This is a genomic window from Pseudomonas sp. R19M (assembly GCF_050312585.1).
Lineage (GTDB): Bacteria > Pseudomonadota > Gammaproteobacteria > Pseudomonadales > Pseudomonadaceae > Aquipseudomonas > Aquipseudomonas palleroniana.
Map to the genome: position 1 here is coordinate 1 of NZ_JBNPJV010000087.1, position 18,391 is coordinate 18,391.

Here is an 18,391-nt window from a genome sequence, read left to right on the forward strand (position 1 = left end):
GCCGCCCCAACAAGGACGCCGTGGTGTTTCAGGAAGATCGCGGTGACTGGATTTGGGGCGGCTTTGCCACCCAGCGCGGGGCAAGCCCGCTCACTACAGATGATGTGTTCTACACCCACCATTTAACTGACTGGCATTAGTGCTTGCCCCCGACTGCTGACTGACCCACCGCTATCGGAAGCAAATCGAATCGTCGCACCGCCCCACATGTTTTTCCCTGTTCGCTCGTTGAATCAGCGGCGGCTGCTGACTTCGGCCGGTACGTCGTCACCGGCCATGCGCTTGCGGAACAGTGCGGTGCGGGCCAGTAACAGCGTGGTCACGGGCACCGTGATCGACAGCAGGATCGGGATCAACCAGCCATGCAGTACCGGCCCGGACTTGAGCACCGAAAAGTAGATAATCGATGCCAGCGCCACACACCACGCGCCCAGCGTCGAAGCCAGTGCCGGCGGGTGCATGCGTTGGAAAAAGTCCTTCAGCCGCAACAAGCCGACTGCACCGATCAACGCAAACAGACTGCTGAGCACCAGCAGCCCCGCGACAATCACTTCCACCCATAACGGCATCATTCAATCACCTCCCCACGCAGCAGGAATTTCGCCAGGGCAAACGAACCGACAAAGCCGAACAGCGCGATCAGCAGCGCGGCTTCAAAGTAGGTGTCACTGGCATATCGAATACCCAGCACCAGCATCATCAGCATCGCCAGGATGTACAGGTAGTCCAGCGCCAGTACCCGGTCCTGGGCCGACGGGCCTTTGAACAGGCGGATCAGCGTCAGCACCATGGCCAGCGAGAACAGGAACAGGCTGAACAGGATCGCATTGGAGAGCAGGGCGCTCATTCGAAGATCTCCATCAGGGGCCGTTCGTAAGTGGTCTTGAAGTGCTCGATAAACGGCGCTTCATCCTCCAGGTCGAATACATGCAGCAGCAGGATGCTGCGGTCCAGCGCCAGTTCCGACCAGATCGTGCCGGGCACCACGGTGGTGATCATCGACAGCGCGGCCAGGCCGTTCGGGTCGCGCAGGTCCAGGGGGATCTTGATGAAGCGCGAACGTGGTGGGCGTGAGCCGCAGGTCAGCACGCCCCAGGCCACTTGCAGGTTGGAGATGACCACATCGCGGCCGACCAGGAAGAACAGGCGAATGATCACCCCGGGGCGGCGGATCCGCACCGGCAGCGGGCGCAACGGCGCCATCATCAGCGGCGCCAGGAAGCCCAGCAGTGCGCCCAGCAGCAGGTTGCCGGGGCTGACCGACAGGTTCAGCACCAGCCACAACAGCCACAGTGCCAGCGACAGCCACGGGGCGGGGAGCAGGCGCTTCATGGTTGCACCTCCAGCGCGGCAGCCTTGGCTTCAGGGCTTGGTACCGGGCGTGTGGCCAGCACCGCCATCACGTAATGTTCCGGGTTGTTCAGGCTGACGGCCGTGTCCTGGGTGTAGTGCAGCAAGGGTTCGGCCTTGAAGGTCAGCAGGATGCTCAAGCCGAGCAGCAGGAAGATCGGCACGCACTCGTAGCGACGCAGGAGCGGCGAAGGGCGCTCTTCCGGGGTCCAGAAGCGTTGGATGCCCAGGCGTGCGAAGGCGATCAACGAAGCCAGGCCCGAGAGGATCAGCAGCGCTACAAGGCCCCAGGCCGCCGGGCGGATCGGTTGGTCAACGCTGACGCCCAACCCGAGCGGATTGACCAGCGCACTGAGCAGGCTCAGCTTGCCGATAAACCCGGACAGTGGCGGCATGCCGATGATCAGCAGCGCACAGGCAATAAAGCTGAGACCTAGGAACGCCATGGTCCAGGGAATCACCTGGCCGACTACCGCCTGTTGCTCATCGTCGAGGTTCACACCCGGACGCGGGTGCAGGGACTCCATGGGTTTTGGCAGCGCATCAATCTCTTCATCCAGCGGCAGGTCGTTGGCCGAACGCGAACGCTCGATCAATTCAGCCAGCAGGAACAGCGCACTCAACGCCAACGTCGAGCTGACCAGGTAGAACAGCGCACCCGCAATCAGGCTCGGCTGGGCAAAACCGACCGCCGACAGCAAAATCCCCGCCGACACCAGGATGCTCAAGCTCGCCATGCGCTCCAGCCGCTGCGCTGCCACCATCGCCAGTGCCGCGCCGATGATGGTCGCCATACCGCCGTACACCAGCCAATCTCCGCCAAACAAGGCCGAGGCACCGGCCTGGCCGGAAAACAGCAGCGTCCACAGGCGCAGCACGGTGTACACGCCGACCTTGGTCATGATCGCAAACATCGCCGCCACCGGCGCACTGGCCGAGGAGTAGGCGGGCGCCAGCCAGAAATTCAGCGGCCACATGCCGGCCTTGGCCAGGAATGCCGTGGCGAGGATCGCCGCACCGGCGTGCAACAGGCCGCGATCGGCTTCGGGCACCAGCGGGATTTTCAACGCCAGGTCGGCAAAATTCAGAGTGCCGGTGACGCCGTAGATCATCGCCGCGCCGATCAGGAACAGTGACGACGCCACCAGGTTGATCGAGATGTAATGCAGCCCCGCCGACACTCGCGCCCGGCCCGAGCCGTGCAGCATCAAGCCATAGGAGGCCGCCAGCAGCACCTCGAAAAACACGAACAGGTTAAACAGGTCGGCGGTCAGGAAGGCACCGTAGAGGCCCATCATCTGGATCTGGAACAGCGCATGGAAACTGGTGCCCGCACGGTCCCAGCGCGCCATCGCGAACAACAGCGCACTGACGCCGATGATGCCGGTGAGCACCAGCATCAAGGCCGACAGTTGATCCACCACCAGCACGATACCGAACGGCACCTGCCAGTTGCCCGGCAGGTACACGCCAATCGAGCCGGGGCCGCCTTTTTGTGTCCAGTACAGCAGCAGGATTGCAATGCCCAGGCCGATCATGCTGGAGACCAGATTGATCCTGGCTTTCAGCGGGCGGCGTTTTTCACCGAGCATCAGCATCAGTGCGGCGGTCAGCAACGGCAGCAGGATCGGTGCAATGATCAGTTGGTTCATCCACATCATTGCTTGGGCTCCCGGCCGTCCACATGGTCGGTTCCGGTCAGGCCCCGGGACGCCAGCAACACCACCAGGAACAACGCGGTCATGGCGAAGCTGATCACGATTGCCGTCAGCACCAAGGCCTGGGGCAGGGGGTCGGTATAGTGGAGCAGGTCTTGCGGTACGCCGTCCTTGATGATCGGCTCCTTGCCGATAAACAGGCTGCCCATGCTGAAAATGAACAGGTTCACCCCGTAGGACAGCAGGCACAGGCCCATCACGACCTGGAACGTCCGTGGCCGCAGGATCAACCACACACCAGAGGCCGCCAGGACCCCAATGGCGATTGCGATGACTTCTTCCATCAGGCGGCTCCTTCTGTTGCGGCAACCACTTTGGCCTGGTTGCTCGGTTTATGCGCGCGTACCGACTGGTGGCCGAGGGCGGTGAGCATCAGCAGCGTGGAGCCAACGACCATGGCGTAAACGCCGACGTCGAAGAACAGCGCACTGGCTACGTGAATATCGCCCAGCAACGGCAGGCTGAAATGCCAGGTATGCGTGGTCAGGAACGGGTAACCGACAAACAGCGCACCGAGCCCGGTCAGTGTCGCCGAGAGCAGGCCAAAGCCCATCCAGCGCATCGGCCGCAGGCTCATCTGCGCCTCGACCCACTGGGTGCCGGCCACCATGTATTGCAGAATGAACGCCACCGACATCACCAGGCCGGCGACAAAACCACCGCCGGGCTGGTTGTGGCCGCGCATGAACAGGTAGAACGACACCACCAGCGCAATCGGCAGCAGCAGGCGTACCAGTACTGCGGGCACCATCATGAAGCCCAGGGCGGTATCGCTGGCCTGGCGCGGGTTGACCAGGTCGGTGGCCACGTCCGGTGCCAGTTGGCGCTGTTGCGGTGGCAACTCCATGCTTTCTTTCGACGGCCGGAAGCGGCGCAGCAGGGCATACACGGTCAACGCCACGGCGCCGAGCACGGTGATTTCACCGAGGGTGTCGAAGCCGCGGAAGTCGACGAGCATCACGTTCACCACATTGCTGCCGCCGCCTTCGGGCAAGGCACGACTGAGGTAGAACGAGGAAATATCGTTGGGCGTCTGGCGTGTCAGCATCGCATACGACAACAGCGCCATGCCGCCACCGACCACGGTGGACAGCAGGAAGTCCCGCACGCGGCGGATGCGGGCCTTGCGCAACGAGCTGGGCAGTGGCGAGACCTCTTCGATCCGCCGTGGCAGCCAGCGCAGGCCCAGCAGGATCAGCACCGTAGTGACCACCTCGACCGCCAGTTGCGTCAGCGCCAGGTCCGGCGCCGAGAACCACACGAACGTGACGCAGGTCACCATGCCGCACACGCTGACCATGGTCAGGGCTGCCAGCCGGTGGTACTTGGCTTGCCAGGCGGCGCCCAGGGCACAGGCGATCGCCAGCAACCACAGGGTGACGAACACGATGGAGCCCGGGATCTTCGGCCGGTCACCCCAGCTGAGGCCGCTGTTGAGCATCGGGATCATGCCGCCGATCACCGCCACCAGTACCAACAGGAACAGCTGGGTCTGCAGGCGCTTGGTGCTGATGCGTTTCTCGATCTTGCGCACGCCGCGCATCATCACCACCAGGCTGCGTTCGAACATGCGCTTGCCATTGAAGTAGCTGATGATCGGCGGGTACGCGAAGCGGCCGCGCTTGAGCTGCTTGCGCAGCAGCAGGTACAGCACCACGCCGCCGCTCATGGCCACCAGGCTCATGATCATCGGTGCGTTCCAGCCGTGCCAGATGGCCAGGCTGTATTGCGGCAGCACGCCGCCGACCACCGGCAAGGCGGCCGCGGCCAGGATCGAACCGACCACTTGAGCCGGGAAAACCCCCACCAGCAGGCAGGTAAACACCAGCAACTCCACCGGCGCACGCATCCAGCGCGGTGGCTCGTGGGGTGTGTGGGGCAGGTCCGTCGCGGGCGGGCCAAAGAACACGTCGACGGTAAAACGCAGGGCGTAGGCCACGCTGAAGGTGCCGGCAATGGTCGCGATCGCCGGCAGGGCGATCTCCACCCACCGGGTCGCCGAGATAAACACCGTTTCGGCGAAGAACATCTCTTTGGACAGGAAGCCGTTAAGCAACGGTACGCCGGCCATGGAGGCGCTGGCCACCATGGCCAGGGTCGCGGTAAACGGGATCAGACGGACCAGGCCACTGAGCTTGCGAATGTCACGGGTGCCGCTTTCGTGGTCGATGATCCCCGCCGCCATGAACAACGAAGCCTTGAACGTCGCATGGTTGAGGATATGGAAGACCGCGGCGACCGCCGCCAACGGGCTGTTGAGGCCCAGCAGCAGGGTGATCAGCCCGAGGTGGCTGATGGTGGAGTAGGCCAGCAGGCCCTTGAGGTCATTCTGGAACATGGCGCAGTACGCGCCGAGGAGGAGGGTGAGAGCGCCGGCACCGCCGACGATCCAGAACCATTCTTCGCTGCCGGACAGCGACGGCCACAGGCGGGCCAGCAGGAACACGCCGGCCTTCACCATCGTCGCCGAGTGCAGGTAGGCCGATACCGGCGTGGGGGCCGCCATTGCGTGGGGCAGCCAGAAATGGAAGGGGAATTGCGCGCTTTTGCTCAGCGCGCCGACCAGCACCAGCGCCAGCATGACCGGGTAGAGCGAATGCGCACGGATCTGATCGCCCGCCGCCAATACCTGGTCCAGGTCATAGCTGCCGACGATATGCCCCAGCAGCATCACACCCGCCAACAGGCACAGGCCACCGGCGCCGGTGACCATCAAAGCCATATAGGCGCCACGGCGCGCATCCGCCCGATGGTGCCAGTAGCCGATCAGCAGGAACGAGAACAGGCTGGTCAGTTCCCAGAAGAACACGATCTGGATCAGGTTGCCGGAAATCACCAGCCCGAGCATGGCGCCCATGAACGCCAGGAAAAACGCGAAGAAGCGCGGTACCGGGTCATCCGGTGACATGTAATAGCGCGCATACAGCGACACCAGCGTGCCGATGCCCAGCACCAGCATCGAGAACAGCCAGGCAAACCCGTCCATGCGCAAGACGAAGTTCAGCCCGAGGCTGGGCAACCACATGAATTCTTCGTGAATCACGCCACCATGGGCGATCAGGGGGTAGAGCAGGGCCACTTGAACAGTGCCGACCAGCGCTACCAGGCCGGCCAGCAGGGATTCGGTGTTACGTGCATTGTGCGGCAGCAAGGCCGCCAGACAGCTGCCAAGGAACGGCAGAAGCAGTAGAACTATCAGGGACATAGGCTTCTAATCTGCGGGAGTTTGAGATGCATCATACGTGCCGCTTTCGTGATCACCAAACGGCAACATGTGGCAGGATCCTACAAGGTAGGCCGAAAACTCCCATTTGGCATTGTGTCGGACCTTAGCCCTGCTGCTCCTGTTCCCTTTCATCCGCCAGGTCGATGGCCTTTTGCCCCTTGGTCTTCAACTCACTGACGATCACCGCCACCACAATCAATGCCGCCCCCAACATGGCAATCGGCGGAAAGCGCTCCCCGGCGATGCGCCCGATCACGCCGGCCCACACCGGCTCACCGGCATAGATCAAGGTGGCGCGGGTTGGCGAAACACTCTGTTGCGCCCAGTTCATTGCCACCTGGATGATCGCACTGGTCAAGCCCAGGCCGACGGCACTGAACAGCAGCAGCAACGAGAACTCGGGCAGCGCTTCACCCATCGGCACCACCATCAGAAACGACAACAGCGACGCCGTGGCCAGTTGCACGACTGTGACGCGACGCACATCCACCTGCCCGGCATAGGCGCCGATGAGGATGATTTCCGCTGCCACCGCGATTGCACAGATCAGCGTGGCGATCTCACCGGGGCTGAAGTTGAGCGAGGCGCCGCTGGGGCCTGTCAGCAGCATCAACCCGGTAAACGCCAGCATGATGCCGATGCTCGGCATCAGCCCTGGGCGCCGGCCGAGCACCAGCCACTGCAACAATGGCACGCAGGGCACATACAGCGCCGTGATAAAGGCCGACTGGCTGCTGGGGATGGTCTGCAAACCGATGGTCTGCATGCCATAGCCGAACATGATCGAGGTGCCGATGAAGGCGCCGGCCTTCAATTCAAACAGGGTCAGCTCGCTCAGCGTACGCAATGAGAAGAAACCGACCACGAGCGCCGCCGCCGCAAATCGCAACCCCACGAAAAACATCGGGCCGCTGACGGTCATGGCATGCTGCACCAGCAAAAAGGTGCCGCCCCAGATCATGGTGATCAGCACCAGGATGCATTCGGCTTTGCTGAAACGGTTGAAACGCGGGGAAACGTTCGAGGAGGTCATGGCGGCTCGGTCTTGCAAGGGAAAGGCACGGACCGCACAATGCGCCGCACGCTGGGCAGTATACTGCGCACACCTACCAATTGAGCAATATAGTGCACAAAGAAAATCCGCAACGGGCTTCGGTCCTGCAACACGTCAGCCAAAACGTTCGTCGCCTGCGCCACGCCGCCGACCTCAGCCAGACCGCGCTCGCGGAAAAGTCCGGGGTCAGCCGGCGCATGCTGGTGGCCATCGAGGCGGGGGAGAAGAATGTCAGCCTGTCGACCCTGGACCGTGTCGCCGAAGCGCTGGAGGTGGCGTTCAGCGACCTGATCCAGGCGCCGGATGCGGGCGACCACAGCCGCATCAACGAGTTGGCCTGGGCCGGCGATATCCCCGGCAGCAAGGCCGTGCTGCTGGCCAGGGCCAACGCCCGGCGCGAAGTCGAGTTGTGGGAGATGCGCCTGGAGCCCGGTGATCGCTACAGCCCCGAACCGGACCCGGAAGGCTGGAGCGTGCAATTGTTTGTGTATGAAGGGGCCTTGACCCTGATTCTGGATGACGAAGAAAAGCACGTTGCCGCAGGCGAGTTCTACATGTTCGCCAGCCGCCAGTCCCACCACTATCGCAATGAGGGTGATGTGGCCGTGTGCTTCGTTCGGACCGTGGTGATCTAACTGTTCGCCAGGCAACAGCGCCTGGGCACTTTGCTGGTTTGAAACACGCCCCCATAGCGCTGATTTTCCAGCAAGCTTCTGATTTTATTGACGATTAAATTCAGGCACGACTCCTGCAATCGCACAGGTCATCCCATCGGAGCCTGGAGTCGGCCCATGTCAGCCCACCCTCAATACCCTGCCCATATCATTCGCTCGGACGCCGAAGCCATCGAGGTGGCGACGCGCCTGGCCGCACGTTTTGCCGTTGACGCCAGCGCGCGCGACCGTGAGCGTCGCTTGCCGGTGGCCGAACTCGACGAGTTCTCTGCCAGCGGCCTGTGGGGCATCACCGTGCCTAAAGCCTACGGTGGCGCCGAAGTGTCCTATGTGACCGTGGCCGAAGTGATCAAGTTGATCTCCGCCGCCGACCCGTCACTGGGGCAGATCCCGCAGAACCACCTGGGCGTGGTGGATATCCTGGTGCAAACGGCGACAGAGGAGCAAAAGCGGCATTACTTCGGCAAGGTCCTGGCGGGCTACCGCTTCGGCAATGCTTTCTCCGAAGCCAAGAGCAAAAATGCCGGCACTTTCGATACCCAGATCCGTTTCCACGGCGACCGCGCGCAAATCAATGGCGAGAAGTTCTATTGCACCGGCGCACTGTTTGCGCACCTGGTGCCCACAGTCGGCAATGACGAAAACGGCCAGGCGTTTATTGCGCTTGTCGAACGTGATGCACCGGGCCTGAGCGTCATCGACAATTGGGACGGCTTTGGCCAGCGCACCACCGCCAGCGGCGGCGTGACCCTGGATGGCGTGAGTGTGCCCTTGAGCGCGGTGATCCCCGCACACCAGGCGTTCGACCAACCCACCGCCAGCGGCCCGATCTCGCAGATCATCCAGGCCGCCGTCGACACCGGCATTGCCCTGGGCGCCCTTGAACAAGCCAAAATCTACGCACGCCAGGCGCGCCCATGGATCGACAGCCAGCAGGACCACGGCTGGCAAGACCCGTTCACCATCGCCGCCATCGGCGACCTGCAGTGGCGTGTGCATGGTACCGAAGCGATTCTCGCCAAGGCCGGTATCGCGGTCGACCTGGCCCTGGCCGAACCGAATGAAGACACCGTGGCCAATGCCTCGCTGGTGGTTGCCCAGGCCAAGGTCCTGTCCGCCGAAACCGCATTGCTCGCCAGCAGCAAACTCTTCGAACTGGCCGGCACGCGCTCGGTCACCGCCAAGCACAACCTCGACCGCTTCTGGCGCAATGCACGCACCCACACCCTGCACGACCCGGCCCGCTGGAAATACCACCTGATCGGCAATTTTGTGCTTAACGGCGTGAAGCCTGCCCGCCACGCCTGGAACTGAGGAGCCTACCCATGACTGCACCGAACCCCGTTCTGAATCAAGCGCGCCAATTGCTCGAAAGCACCCGACGCCATGTCGAGAAAAGCGATGACCCTTACGTGATCAGCCGTTTCGGTGATTTGCAGATCCGCGTCGATGTCGCCGCCGCCTTGCTTGAACGCGCCGAAACCCATCCCAGCCCGGTCGCGTTGACCGAAGCGCAAATCGCCGCCGCCGAAGCCCTGATTGCCGCCAGCAACGCCGAATTCGAACTGACCGGCCAGCGCACCGCCTTGCCGTCGACCCTGGATGACCCGCTGCGCTGGAAATATCAGGTGGTCGGCAATTTCCACCTCAACGGAGTGCATTGATGGCCCGGCAAATTCGCTTGAATGCCTTCGACATGAACTGCGTGGGTCACCAATCCCCCGGCCTGTGGGCGCACCCTCGGGACCGCTCGTGGCAGTACAAGGACCTGGAGTACTGGACCGACCTTGCGAAAATCCTCGAGCGTGGCAAGTTCGACGGCCTGTTTATCGCCGACGTGCTGGGTATCTACGATGTTTACAACGGCAACGGCGACGCGGCGATCCGCCAGGCGGCGCAGGTGCCGGTCAACGACCCGTTGTCGCTGATCGCGCCGATGGCGCTGGTTACCGAACACCTGGGGTTTGGCCTGACTGCCTCGCTGTCCTTCGAGCATCCGTACCCGTTTGCTCGCCGGCTTTCGACCCTCGATCATCTGACCAAGGGCCGTATCGGCTGGAACATCGTCACCTCGTATCTGGAAAGCGGTGCCAAGAACCTCGGCCAGAACGCCCAGACCGAACACGATGCGCGCTACGACTACGCCGAGGAATACCTGCAGGTTTGCTACAAGCTGTGGGAGGGCAGCTGGGAGGAGGGCGCCGTACTGCGTGACCGCGAGCGGCGGATTTTCAGCGACCCGAGCAAAATCCACGAGATTCGTCATGTCGGCAAGCACTTCCAGGTGCCCGGTATTCACCTGTGCGAACCCTCGCCACAGCGCACGCCCGTGCTCTACCAGGCCGGTGCATCCAGCCGTGGCAAGCAGTTCGCCGCCGAGCAGGCTGAATGTGTGTTCGTGGCCGCGCCGTCCAAGGTGCTGCTGAAAAAGACCGTCGCCGACATCCGCCGCCGCGCCGCCGAGGCCGGGCGTGATCCCAGGAAAATCCTGATTTTCAATCTGCAGACGGTGATCGTCGGCGAGACCGATGCGAAGGCCAAAGCCAAGTTCGACGAATACAAAACCTATGTCAGCTACGAAGGCGCGATGGCGCTGATCTCCGGCTGGACCGGTATCGATTTCAGCCAATTCAAACCGGATGAGCCGCTCAAGCATGTGCACACCAACGCCATTCAATCGGCGGTGGAAGCGTTCTCCACGGCCGATCCGGACAAGGTCTGGACGCCCCATGAACTGGCGGACTGGGTCGGCATCGGGGGTTTTGGCCCGCTGTTCGTCGGCGGCCCGCAAACCGTCGCCGACCTGCTGCAGGAATGGGTCGAAGAGACCGACGTGGACGGTTTCAACCTGGCCTATGCGCTGACCCACGAAACCTTTATCGACGCTGTCGACCTGCTGGTGCCGGAGTTGCAGAAGCGCGGCGTGTACAAGACCGAATATGCCCAAGGCACCTTGCGTGAGAAGTTGTTTGGCGAAGGCGCGCGGTTGGCGCCGAACCATCCCGGCGCCGGCTACCGCGATTTATCGGGCTTATACAAAACCAGGGTGGGAGGGGACTTGCTCCCGATAGCGGTGGGTCAGCAACAGATAGTTACCTGACACTACCCAACTTGACCTTCAGCCAGCGGACCACCGCACGCTTAACCACTAATAGGAGTAGTCCCTATGAGCGTGCACGAACTCAAACGCCCGCTGGCCCTGGAATGGCCTGCCGAATGGCTCGGTCATCTGCCCCACGCCCTTGAACAACTGCAGCACTGGGCGCAGGTCAATCCGCTGCAAACCGCCCTGCGTCACAAGCGCCAGGGCCAGTGGTATGCCTGGCGCTGGATCGATGCCTTGCGCGATGTCGAGCGCCTGGCCGACGGCTTGCGTCAACAGGGTTTCGATGAGCAGTCGCGACTGGCTCTCAGCGGCGCTTTTGAGCCCAACCTGTTGCTGCTGGCGTTGGCGGCCCAGTCTGTCGGCGCGTCGGTGCTGTCCATCGCCGATGACCTGGCTCCCGAGGTGTTGCAGCAACAACTGTGGCGCATACGTCCTACCCATGGCTATGTGCAAAGTCGTCGGCAGGCGCGACATTGGTCATCCACCCAACGCTTGGACTTCGCCCAATTACTCGGCCCGGTCGACCCGGCGCAACACGTGCAGCGCTGGTGGCAGCCGACGAGTGAAACCGTGCTGTGGAGCGAGGAGGGCACCGACTGGCCAGGGGGGCTCGCCGTGGTGCTGGAACAATGGCTAAGCAGCGGCCATGGCCTAGCCTTCCCGGAAAGCCCGGCTTCGGCCCGCCGTGATCGTCGCGAAGTGGCGCCCACCGGTTTGCTGCTGTCGCCTGCGCGTTTGCAACACTTGGCCGACGAGATCGAAAGCCGTCTGGCTCCCCTCGGCACCTGGCGTCGGCGCCTGTGTGACTGGGCTATCGCGCACCCGCACAGCGGCCTGCGCCGTCTGTTGAAAAACCGCGTGCGCAGGCTGCTTGGTTTCCAGCGCCTGGCCTATGTCTGGCAACCCCTCAAAACCAGCGTCGAGCCGACGTGGCTGGCCGAATTCAAGCGGGAGATTGCATGAGCCAGGCCATATTGCAGGTACGCGATGTCTCGTTGTCGTTCAAAGGCGTCAAGGCTATCAACGCCTTGTCCTTTACTGTGCGACGCGGCGAGATCTGTGCGCTGATCGGGCCCAACGGTGCCGGTAAAAGCTCGCTGCTCAATGTGCTCAATGGCGTGTATCGCTTCGATGCCGGTGAGATCGTCTTTGAGCAACATGCCTTTCACCGTATCGATCCCCTGGATGCAGCCCGCCGGGGCATTGGTCGCACCTTCCAGAACAACGCGCTGTTCAAGAAGATGAGCGTGCTCGACAACCTGCTCACCGGCCTGTCGCGGCACATGCGCAGTACCTTTATCGAACAAGCCCTGGGCCTGCCCCGCGCACGACGCGAGGCCGAGGCGTTCCGGCTGCGCGCCCAGGGCATCCTCGAGTTCCTTGACCTGCAAGCCCATCGCGAGGTGCTGGTGGGCAACCTCTCCTACGGCCTGCAAAAGCGCGTGGAGCTGGGCCGGGCGTTGATCGCCGGGCCTAGCCTGCTGCTGCTCGACGAACCCATGGCCGGTATGAATGCCGAGGAAAAACGCGAGATGGCGCGCTTCGTTGCCGATGTGAACCGCGACCTCGGCACCACCGTGGTGTTGATCGAACATGACATCGGCGTGGTCATGGGCCTGTCTGACCATGTGGTGGTGCTCGACTACGGCCGCAAGGTCGGCGACGGCACACCGGCCCAGGTGCAGGCTGACCCTGACGTGATCGCGGCCTACCTGGGAGTTGCACACTGATGACGTTCTTCTTCGAAACCCTGCTCGGCGGCCTGCTCGCCGGCACGATGTACTCGCTGGTCGCCATTGGCTTTGTGCTGATCTACAAGGCCAGCGGCGTGTTCAACTTCGTCCAGGGCGCGATGCTGCTGTTTGCCGCGCTGACCTTCGTCAGCCTGCACGATCAGGGCGTGCCATTTGCCCTGGCATTGCTGTTGACGGTGCTGGTGATGGTCGTCGGCGCCTGGCTGATCGAGCGCCTGGTGCTGCGACCGCTGGTGAACCGTTCGCAGATCACCCTGTTCATGGCCACCTTGGGCCTGTCGTTCATTATCGAGGGCCTGGCCCAGGGCTTGATGGGCTCGCAGGTGCGCGCCCTCGACCTGGGTATCGACGACGTGCCGCTGTTCGTCGGGCCGCTGATGCTCAGCCAGTTCGACCTGGTCGCGGCGGCCGCTGCCGTCGTGCTGGTGACGGTGCTGGCGCTGCTGTTCAACAAAACCCGCATGGGCGTGTCGCTGCGCGCGGTGGCGGATGACACCACGGCGGCGCTGTCCATCGGCATCAACCTCAACCGGATCTGGCAGATTGTCTGGGCGGTGGCGGGCATTGTCGGGCTGGTCGCCGGGTTGCTCTGGGGTGCCCGGCAGGGCGTGCAGTTTTCCTTGTCGCTGGTGGTGCTCAAGGCGCTGCCGGTACTGATTATCGGCGGCTTCACCTCGATCGGTGGGGCAATTGTCGGCGGGTTGATTGTCGGCGCGGCGGAGAACCTGGCCGAGGTGTACATCGGCCCCTGGATCGGTGGCGGTATCACGCCGTGGTTTGCCTACGTACTGGCCTTGGCCTTCCTGTATATCCGCCCCGCCGGCCTGTTCGGCGAGCGCGCCATCGAGCGAGTCTGAACCCATGTCGATACCGGTTGTTCAAGAAACCGCGCCGCTGTTGCTGACTGAGCGGCGCCTCCCGTGGGGCTGGATCGGCCTGTTGGTACTGGCCTTTGTGGTGGTGCCGCTGTGGGGCAATGACTATTGGCTCAATGCGATCCTGATTCCCTTTCTGGTGCTGTCGCTGGCCGGGTTGGGCCTGAACCTGTTGACCGGCTACACCGGGCAGACCTCGGTCGGCGCCGCCGGGTTCATGGCCGTCGGTGCATTTGCCACCTACGGTTTTCTGCTGCGCCTGCCCGAGTTGGGCTTGCCGGTGGCACTGTTCGGCGGTGGGATTATCAGCGCGTTGGTCGGCCTGCTGTTCGGTCTGCCCAGCTCGCGAATCAAGGGCTTCTACCTGATGGTCACCACCTTGGCCGCGCAGTTTTTCCTGGAGTGGCTGTTCGTCAAATTCCCCTGGTTCTACAACTACGGCTCCTCCGGGACTATTTCCGCGCCCAGGCTGGCGCTGTTCGGCCACGACCTCAATACGCCGCTGGGCCGCTACCTGCTGACGCTGGTGACGGTGCTGCTGTTGACCTGGGCCGCCGTCAACCTGGTGCGTAGCCAAATTGGCCGCAACTGGATGGCGATCCGCGACATGGACACCGCCGCTGCCGTGGTCGGCATTGCGGTGGCGCGCTACAAGCGCCTGGCGTTCGCCGTCAGCTCGTTCTACCTGGGCATCGCCGGGGCATTGTGGGCCTTTGCCTACCTGGGCACGGCCAGTGCCGGCAGCTTCGATATCAACCGTTCGTTCCAGATCCTGTTCATCATCATTATCGGTGGCATGGGCAGCATCGCCGGCAACTTCGTCGGGGCGGCCTTTATCAGCCTGCTGCCGATTTTCCTCAGCCATGCCGGGCAGGCGTTGTTCGGTGGGGCGGTGGATGCGGGGCAGTTGCAGAACCTGCAGAAAATCATCTTTGGCGTGTTGATCATCGTGTTCCTGATCAAGGAACCCGAGGGCTTGATTCGCCTGCTGGGCAACCTGCGCGACCGGCTGCGTCAGTGGCCTTTACGTTTCTGAACCGATAAGAGAATCCCCATGCGTGCAACCTTCAAACGTTCCCTGGCCGGCGCTGCCTTTGCGCTTGCCACATTGACTGGCGCCATCCCCCAGGCCCTGGCCTCGGCGGACCAGCAATTCATTCCTCTGGCCACCTATCGCGTCGGTGCCTATGCCTCCAGCGGCGTGCAGGTATGGGCCGGGATGATCGATTACCTGCGCTATATCAACGAGGTCGAAGGCGGTATCAACGGGGTGAAACTGGTGTGGCAGGAGTGCGAGACCGAATGGACGGCGGAGAAGGGCATCGAGTGCTACGAGCGCTTCAAGCATGGCCTGGACGGTGCGCCGGTCGCGGTGTACCAGCCCAACGGCGCACCCGCGGCGTATGCCCTGAGCGAGCGCGCCGAGGTGGACAAGATCCCGCTGATCACCCTCGGCTACGGCCGCACCGAAGCCACTGACGGCACGGTGTTCCCCTACAACTTCCCGGTGATGCTGACCTTCTACAGTGAGGCGTCGACCCTGGTGAACTACATCGCCCAGCGCGAAGGCGGCTTCGACAAACTCAAGGGCAAGAAGATTGCCACGGTCTATCACGACTCGGCCTATGGGCGCGAAACCCTCGGCCCGTTGAAGCTGCTCGCCGACAAGTATGGCTTTGAAAACATCCAGATCCCGGTCGCCGACCCGGGCAATGAACAATCGGCGCAATGGCGCCAGGTGCGCCAGGCCAACCCGGACTGGGTGTTCCTGCGCACCTGGGGCGTGTCCACGCCGGTGGCGGTCAAGACGGCGGCGCGGTTCGGCTTTCCTGTCGACCATATCATCGGCGATATCTGGGCCAGTTCCAGCGAAGATGTGCTGCCCGCAGGCGCTGCCGCCAAGGGTTACCTGGCCCTCACGCCGTATCCGGCCGGGGCGGATTTCGACATCCACAAACGCCTCAAGCAGTTCATCCTCGACAAGGGCCACAGCGACCTCAAGGACCTGAACAACTTCGGCAGCGTCTACTACAACTCCGGCCTGGTGAACGCCGCCGTGGCAGTGGAAGCGATCCGCACCGCCCAGGCCAGGTTCGGCAAGCGCCCGCTCAACGGCGAAGAAGGCCGTTGGGGGCTGGAGCACCTGAACATCGACGATGCCCGCTTGAAAGACATGGGCTACCTGGGCCTGATGCAGAACCTCAAGCTGTCGTGCCGCGACCACGAAGGCGGCGGCTCGGCGCGGGTGCAGCAATGGGACGGCGCGCATTGGACGCTGATCAGCGACTGGATCGCCGCCGACCGTGCGTTGCTGCGCCCGCTGATCGATGAAAAGTCCGCCGCGTTCGCCAAGGAAAAAGGCCTGACACCACGCACCTGCACCGGGGATGAATAAACCATGAGCCAGCCTGCTGCTGCACCCGCGAGCCCGTCACTGTTAAGCGTCAAGGACATCGAGGTGATCTACGACGGCGCGATCCTGGCGGTGGCCGGGGTGTCGCTGCAGGTGCCCCGAGGCGCCATCGTTGCCTTGCTCGGCGCCAATGGCGCGGGCAAGAGCACCACGCTCAAGGCCATCTCCGGCCTGGTGCGGGCCGAGCGCGCCGAGGTCAGCCGTGGGGCCATCGAGTATGCTGGGCAGGACCTGGCCGGTGTCGACCCCAGCCAGCGCGTGCGCCAGGGCATGGTGCATGTGTTGGAAGGTCGCCATGTGTTCGGCCAACTGACGGTGGAAGACAACCTGCGCAGCGGCGGCTTCGTGCGGCGCCTGAGCCGGCGGGACCTGGAGCACGACCTGGAGCGCATCTACACTTGGTTCCCACGCCTCAAGACCAAGCGCTACACCTGCGCCGGCCTCACTTCGGGCGGCGAGCAGCAGATGGTCGCCATCGGCCGGGCGTTGATGACCCGTCCTACTTTGGTACTGCTTGACGAGCCGTCGATGGGTTTGGCGCCTATGATCGTACAAGAGATCTTCGAGATCATCGCGCAGCTCAATCGCGAGCAGCAGGTGAGTTTCTTGATCGCCGAGCAGAACATCAATGTCGCTCTCAACTATGCGTCCCAGGGTTACGTACTGGAGACTGGGCGGGTAGCCTTGAGTGGCAGCGCCACCGAGTTGCTGGCGCGGGGTGACCTGCAGGCTATCTATCTGGGCAAACAATAAGGGCCTATGGGCATGAGTGAATCCTTGCGCGACGCCGATGTACTGATCGTCGGCGGCGGCTTGAGCGGTACGATGCTGGCAGTGCAACTGTTGCGCCTGCCTGGGCAGCGACAGATACGCGTGATCGAGCCGCGCGCCGAACTGGGCCGGGGTGAGGCCTACAGCGCGGTCGAGCTGGGCCATACCCTGAACGGCAACGCCGCACGCATGAGCGTCGACCCGGACAACCCCGATGACCTGACCGAGTGGCTCACTGACTATATCGGCGCCGGTGGCTGGCCGGAGTCGGCCGAGCAAGCGGTGCCGATCAGCGAGCTATTTCCGCCACGGGGTATTTTCGGCGTGTACGCGCAGCAGCGGTTGGCCGAAGCCAAGGCGCGGTCCGCGTCCACGGTGGAGCATGTGCGTGCCGAAGTGGTCGACCTGCAAGTCGAGGACGCCTCCACCGTGGTCACTCTGGATGACGGCCGGCAACTGCGCGGTGCGTTCGCGGTCCTCGCCACCGGCATGTTCCCGGCGGCGCGCACACCGCAGACCGAGTCCAGCGGCTTGAACGCGGCGGCGGTGGACCCTTGGGACGTGCAGGCCATGACCCACATCGACCCACAAGCGACGGTGCTGATCATCGGTTCCGGGCTGACCATGGTGGATGCTGTGGTGTCTCTGGAACAGGCCGGCCATCGTGGGCCGATCGAGATTTTCTCGCGCCATGGGCTGCTGCCCCATGTGCGCCGGCAGCCGCCGAGTTGGGTCGACTTCCTGGCGGCCGACCCCGGTCTGCGCAGCCCTCGGCAGTTGCTGCGCGAGGTGCGTCGCCAATGCCGGATCGCACTGCACGAGGGCATCGATTGGCAAGCCCCGTTGGACACGGTGCGAGCGCATATCGGTCGGTTGTGGAGCCAGGCCAGCGAGCGCGAGAAACGGCAGTTCGTGCGGCACGTGCGGCCTTGGTGGGAAAGCCATCACCACCGCTCGCCGCCATTGAGCGCGCAGTTGGTGGCGCGCTTGCAAGGCGAGGGGCGGTTGCGCATTCAGGCTGCGTCGTTCAAGGGCTTGGTGACTGTGGATGAGGGCGTGACCATTGCGGTACGCCGCCGGGGCGAGCAGGGGATCACCCAGGTCTCGGGCGCTGCGTTGATCAACTCCAGCGGCATCGAATACGACTGGCGCCGCGTGGCCCGGCCGCTGCCCCAGCAGTTGCTCAAGCGCGGATTGATTCGCCCCGGGCCGCTGGCCTTGGGGATTGCGGCGGATGCGTCGGGCGCGGTGCTGGATGCCCAGGGCCACGTCAGCCGGCGCTTGTTCGCCATGGGGCCACCGTTACGCGGCATGTGGTGGGAAAGCACGGCGGTGACGGATGTGGCGATTCAGGCTAAAGCCTTGGCTTATAAATTGGCACAGCTCTAAAAGTGTGGGAGGGGGCTTGCTCCCGATAGCGGTGGTTCAGATTCAACTCTGTGACTGACAC

General features: G+C 63.3%; 18 protein-coding genes. 11 read left to right on the plus strand and 7 right to left on the minus strand.

All coding sequences use genetic code 11. From position 1 onward, the window contains the following. Positions 1-233: 233 nt before the first annotated feature. The 7 genes from ACQRBT_RS19450 to ACQRBT_RS19480 all read right to left on the minus strand — a co-directional run bounded on the left by ACQRBT_RS19450 (position 234) and on the right by ACQRBT_RS19480 (position 7,327). Positions 234-572, minus strand: coding sequence for a Na+/H+ antiporter subunit G (locus ACQRBT_RS19450; RefSeq protein ID WP_060756704.1), 339 nt, complete (start codon positions 570-572; stop codon positions 234-236). Next, positions 569-847 (minus strand): K+/H+ antiporter subunit F, encoded by a 279-nt coding sequence (locus ACQRBT_RS19455; protein ID WP_005789171.1) that lies wholly within the window; start codon positions 845-847, stop codon positions 569-571. Before ACQRBT_RS19455 ends, ACQRBT_RS19450 begins: the two co-directional genes overlap by 4 nt. Then, positions 844-1,332, minus strand: coding sequence for a Na+/H+ antiporter subunit E (locus ACQRBT_RS19460; protein WP_161549684.1), 489 nt, complete (start codon positions 1,330-1,332; stop codon positions 844-846). The genes ACQRBT_RS19455 and ACQRBT_RS19460 overlap by 4 nt, the downstream gene beginning before the upstream one ends. After that, positions 1,329-3,011 (minus strand): monovalent cation/H+ antiporter subunit D, encoded by a 1,683-nt coding sequence (locus ACQRBT_RS19465; RefSeq protein WP_090370181.1) that lies wholly within the window; start codon positions 3,009-3,011, stop codon positions 1,329-1,331. The genes ACQRBT_RS19460 and ACQRBT_RS19465 overlap by 4 nt, the downstream gene beginning before the upstream one ends. Beyond that, positions 3,008-3,352: a Na+/H+ antiporter subunit C gene (locus ACQRBT_RS19470; RefSeq protein WP_060756701.1), complete on the minus strand. Its 345-nt coding sequence runs from the start codon at positions 3,350-3,352 to the stop codon at positions 3,008-3,010. The genes ACQRBT_RS19465 and ACQRBT_RS19470 overlap by 4 nt, the downstream gene beginning before the upstream one ends. Next, on the minus strand, positions 3,352-6,273 hold the full coding sequence (locus ACQRBT_RS19475) for a monovalent cation/H+ antiporter subunit A (protein ID WP_412047247.1): 2,922 nt from the start codon (positions 6,271-6,273) through the stop codon (positions 3,352-3,354). Before ACQRBT_RS19475 ends, ACQRBT_RS19470 begins: the two co-directional genes overlap by 1 nt. Before the next feature lie 124 nt (positions 6,274-6,397). After that, the gene (locus tag ACQRBT_RS19480) at positions 6,398-7,327 is read right to left on the minus strand and encodes a DMT family transporter (protein WP_412047246.1); all 930 of its coding nucleotides are present in this window, start codon (positions 7,325-7,327) and stop codon (positions 6,398-6,400) included. Between the two features lie 92 nt (positions 7,328-7,419). Here ACQRBT_RS19480 and ACQRBT_RS19485 point away from each other — a divergent pair, with 92 nt between their 5' ends. The 11 genes from ACQRBT_RS19485 (at position 7,420) to ACQRBT_RS19535 (ending at position 18,330) form a co-directional block, all read left to right on the plus strand. After that, complete coding sequence (locus ACQRBT_RS19485; protein WP_060756698.1) at positions 7,420-7,983, plus strand: helix-turn-helix domain-containing protein; 564 nt, start codon at positions 7,420-7,422, stop codon at positions 7,981-7,983. 156 nt (positions 7,984-8,139) lie between these two features. Further along, the gene (locus ACQRBT_RS19490) at positions 8,140-9,336 is read left to right on the plus strand and encodes an SfnB family sulfur acquisition oxidoreductase (protein ID WP_244699565.1); all 1,197 of its coding nucleotides are present in this window, start codon (positions 8,140-8,142) and stop codon (positions 9,334-9,336) included. 11 nt (positions 9,337-9,347) lie between these two features. Further along, complete coding sequence (locus ACQRBT_RS19495; protein ID WP_090370192.1) at positions 9,348-9,686, plus strand: acyl-CoA dehydrogenase; 339 nt, start codon at positions 9,348-9,350, stop codon at positions 9,684-9,686. Beyond that, entirely contained in the window at positions 9,686-11,122 is a 1,437-nt protein-coding gene (locus ACQRBT_RS19500; RefSeq protein ID WP_412047245.1) for an LLM class flavin-dependent oxidoreductase, read from the plus strand. Before ACQRBT_RS19495 ends, ACQRBT_RS19500 begins: the two co-directional genes overlap by 1 nt. A gap of 66 nt (positions 11,123-11,188) precedes the next feature. Next, positions 11,189-12,091, plus strand: a complete 903-nt coding sequence (locus ACQRBT_RS19505) for an acyl-CoA synthetase (RefSeq protein ID WP_412047244.1) — start codon at positions 11,189-11,191, stop codon at positions 12,089-12,091. Then, positions 12,088-12,858 (plus strand): ABC transporter ATP-binding protein, encoded by a 771-nt coding sequence (locus ACQRBT_RS19510; protein ID WP_104994159.1) that lies wholly within the window; start codon positions 12,088-12,090, stop codon positions 12,856-12,858. The genes ACQRBT_RS19505 and ACQRBT_RS19510 overlap by 4 nt, the downstream gene beginning before the upstream one ends. Then, complete coding sequence (locus ACQRBT_RS19515) at positions 12,858-13,739, plus strand: branched-chain amino acid ABC transporter permease (protein WP_412047243.1); 882 nt, start codon at positions 12,858-12,860, stop codon at positions 13,737-13,739. Before ACQRBT_RS19510 ends, ACQRBT_RS19515 begins: the two co-directional genes overlap by 1 nt. A 4-nt stretch (positions 13,740-13,743) precedes the next feature. Then, entirely contained in the window at positions 13,744-14,793 is a 1,050-nt protein-coding gene (locus tag ACQRBT_RS19520; protein ID WP_161549678.1) for a branched-chain amino acid ABC transporter permease, read from the plus strand. Between the two features lie 18 nt (positions 14,794-14,811). Continuing rightward, positions 14,812-16,152: an ABC transporter substrate-binding protein gene (locus ACQRBT_RS19525; RefSeq protein WP_060756690.1), complete on the plus strand. Its 1,341-nt coding sequence runs from the start codon at positions 14,812-14,814 to the stop codon at positions 16,150-16,152. Positions 16,153-16,155: 3 nt separating this feature from the next. After that, positions 16,156-16,923, plus strand: coding sequence for an ABC transporter ATP-binding protein (locus ACQRBT_RS19530; protein ID WP_412047242.1), 768 nt, complete (start codon positions 16,156-16,158; stop codon positions 16,921-16,923). 12 nt (positions 16,924-16,935) lie between these two features. Beyond that, entirely contained in the window at positions 16,936-18,330 is a 1,395-nt protein-coding gene (locus ACQRBT_RS19535) for an FAD/NAD(P)-binding protein (RefSeq protein ID WP_412047241.1), read from the plus strand. Positions 18,331-18,391 lie beyond the last annotated feature (61 nt).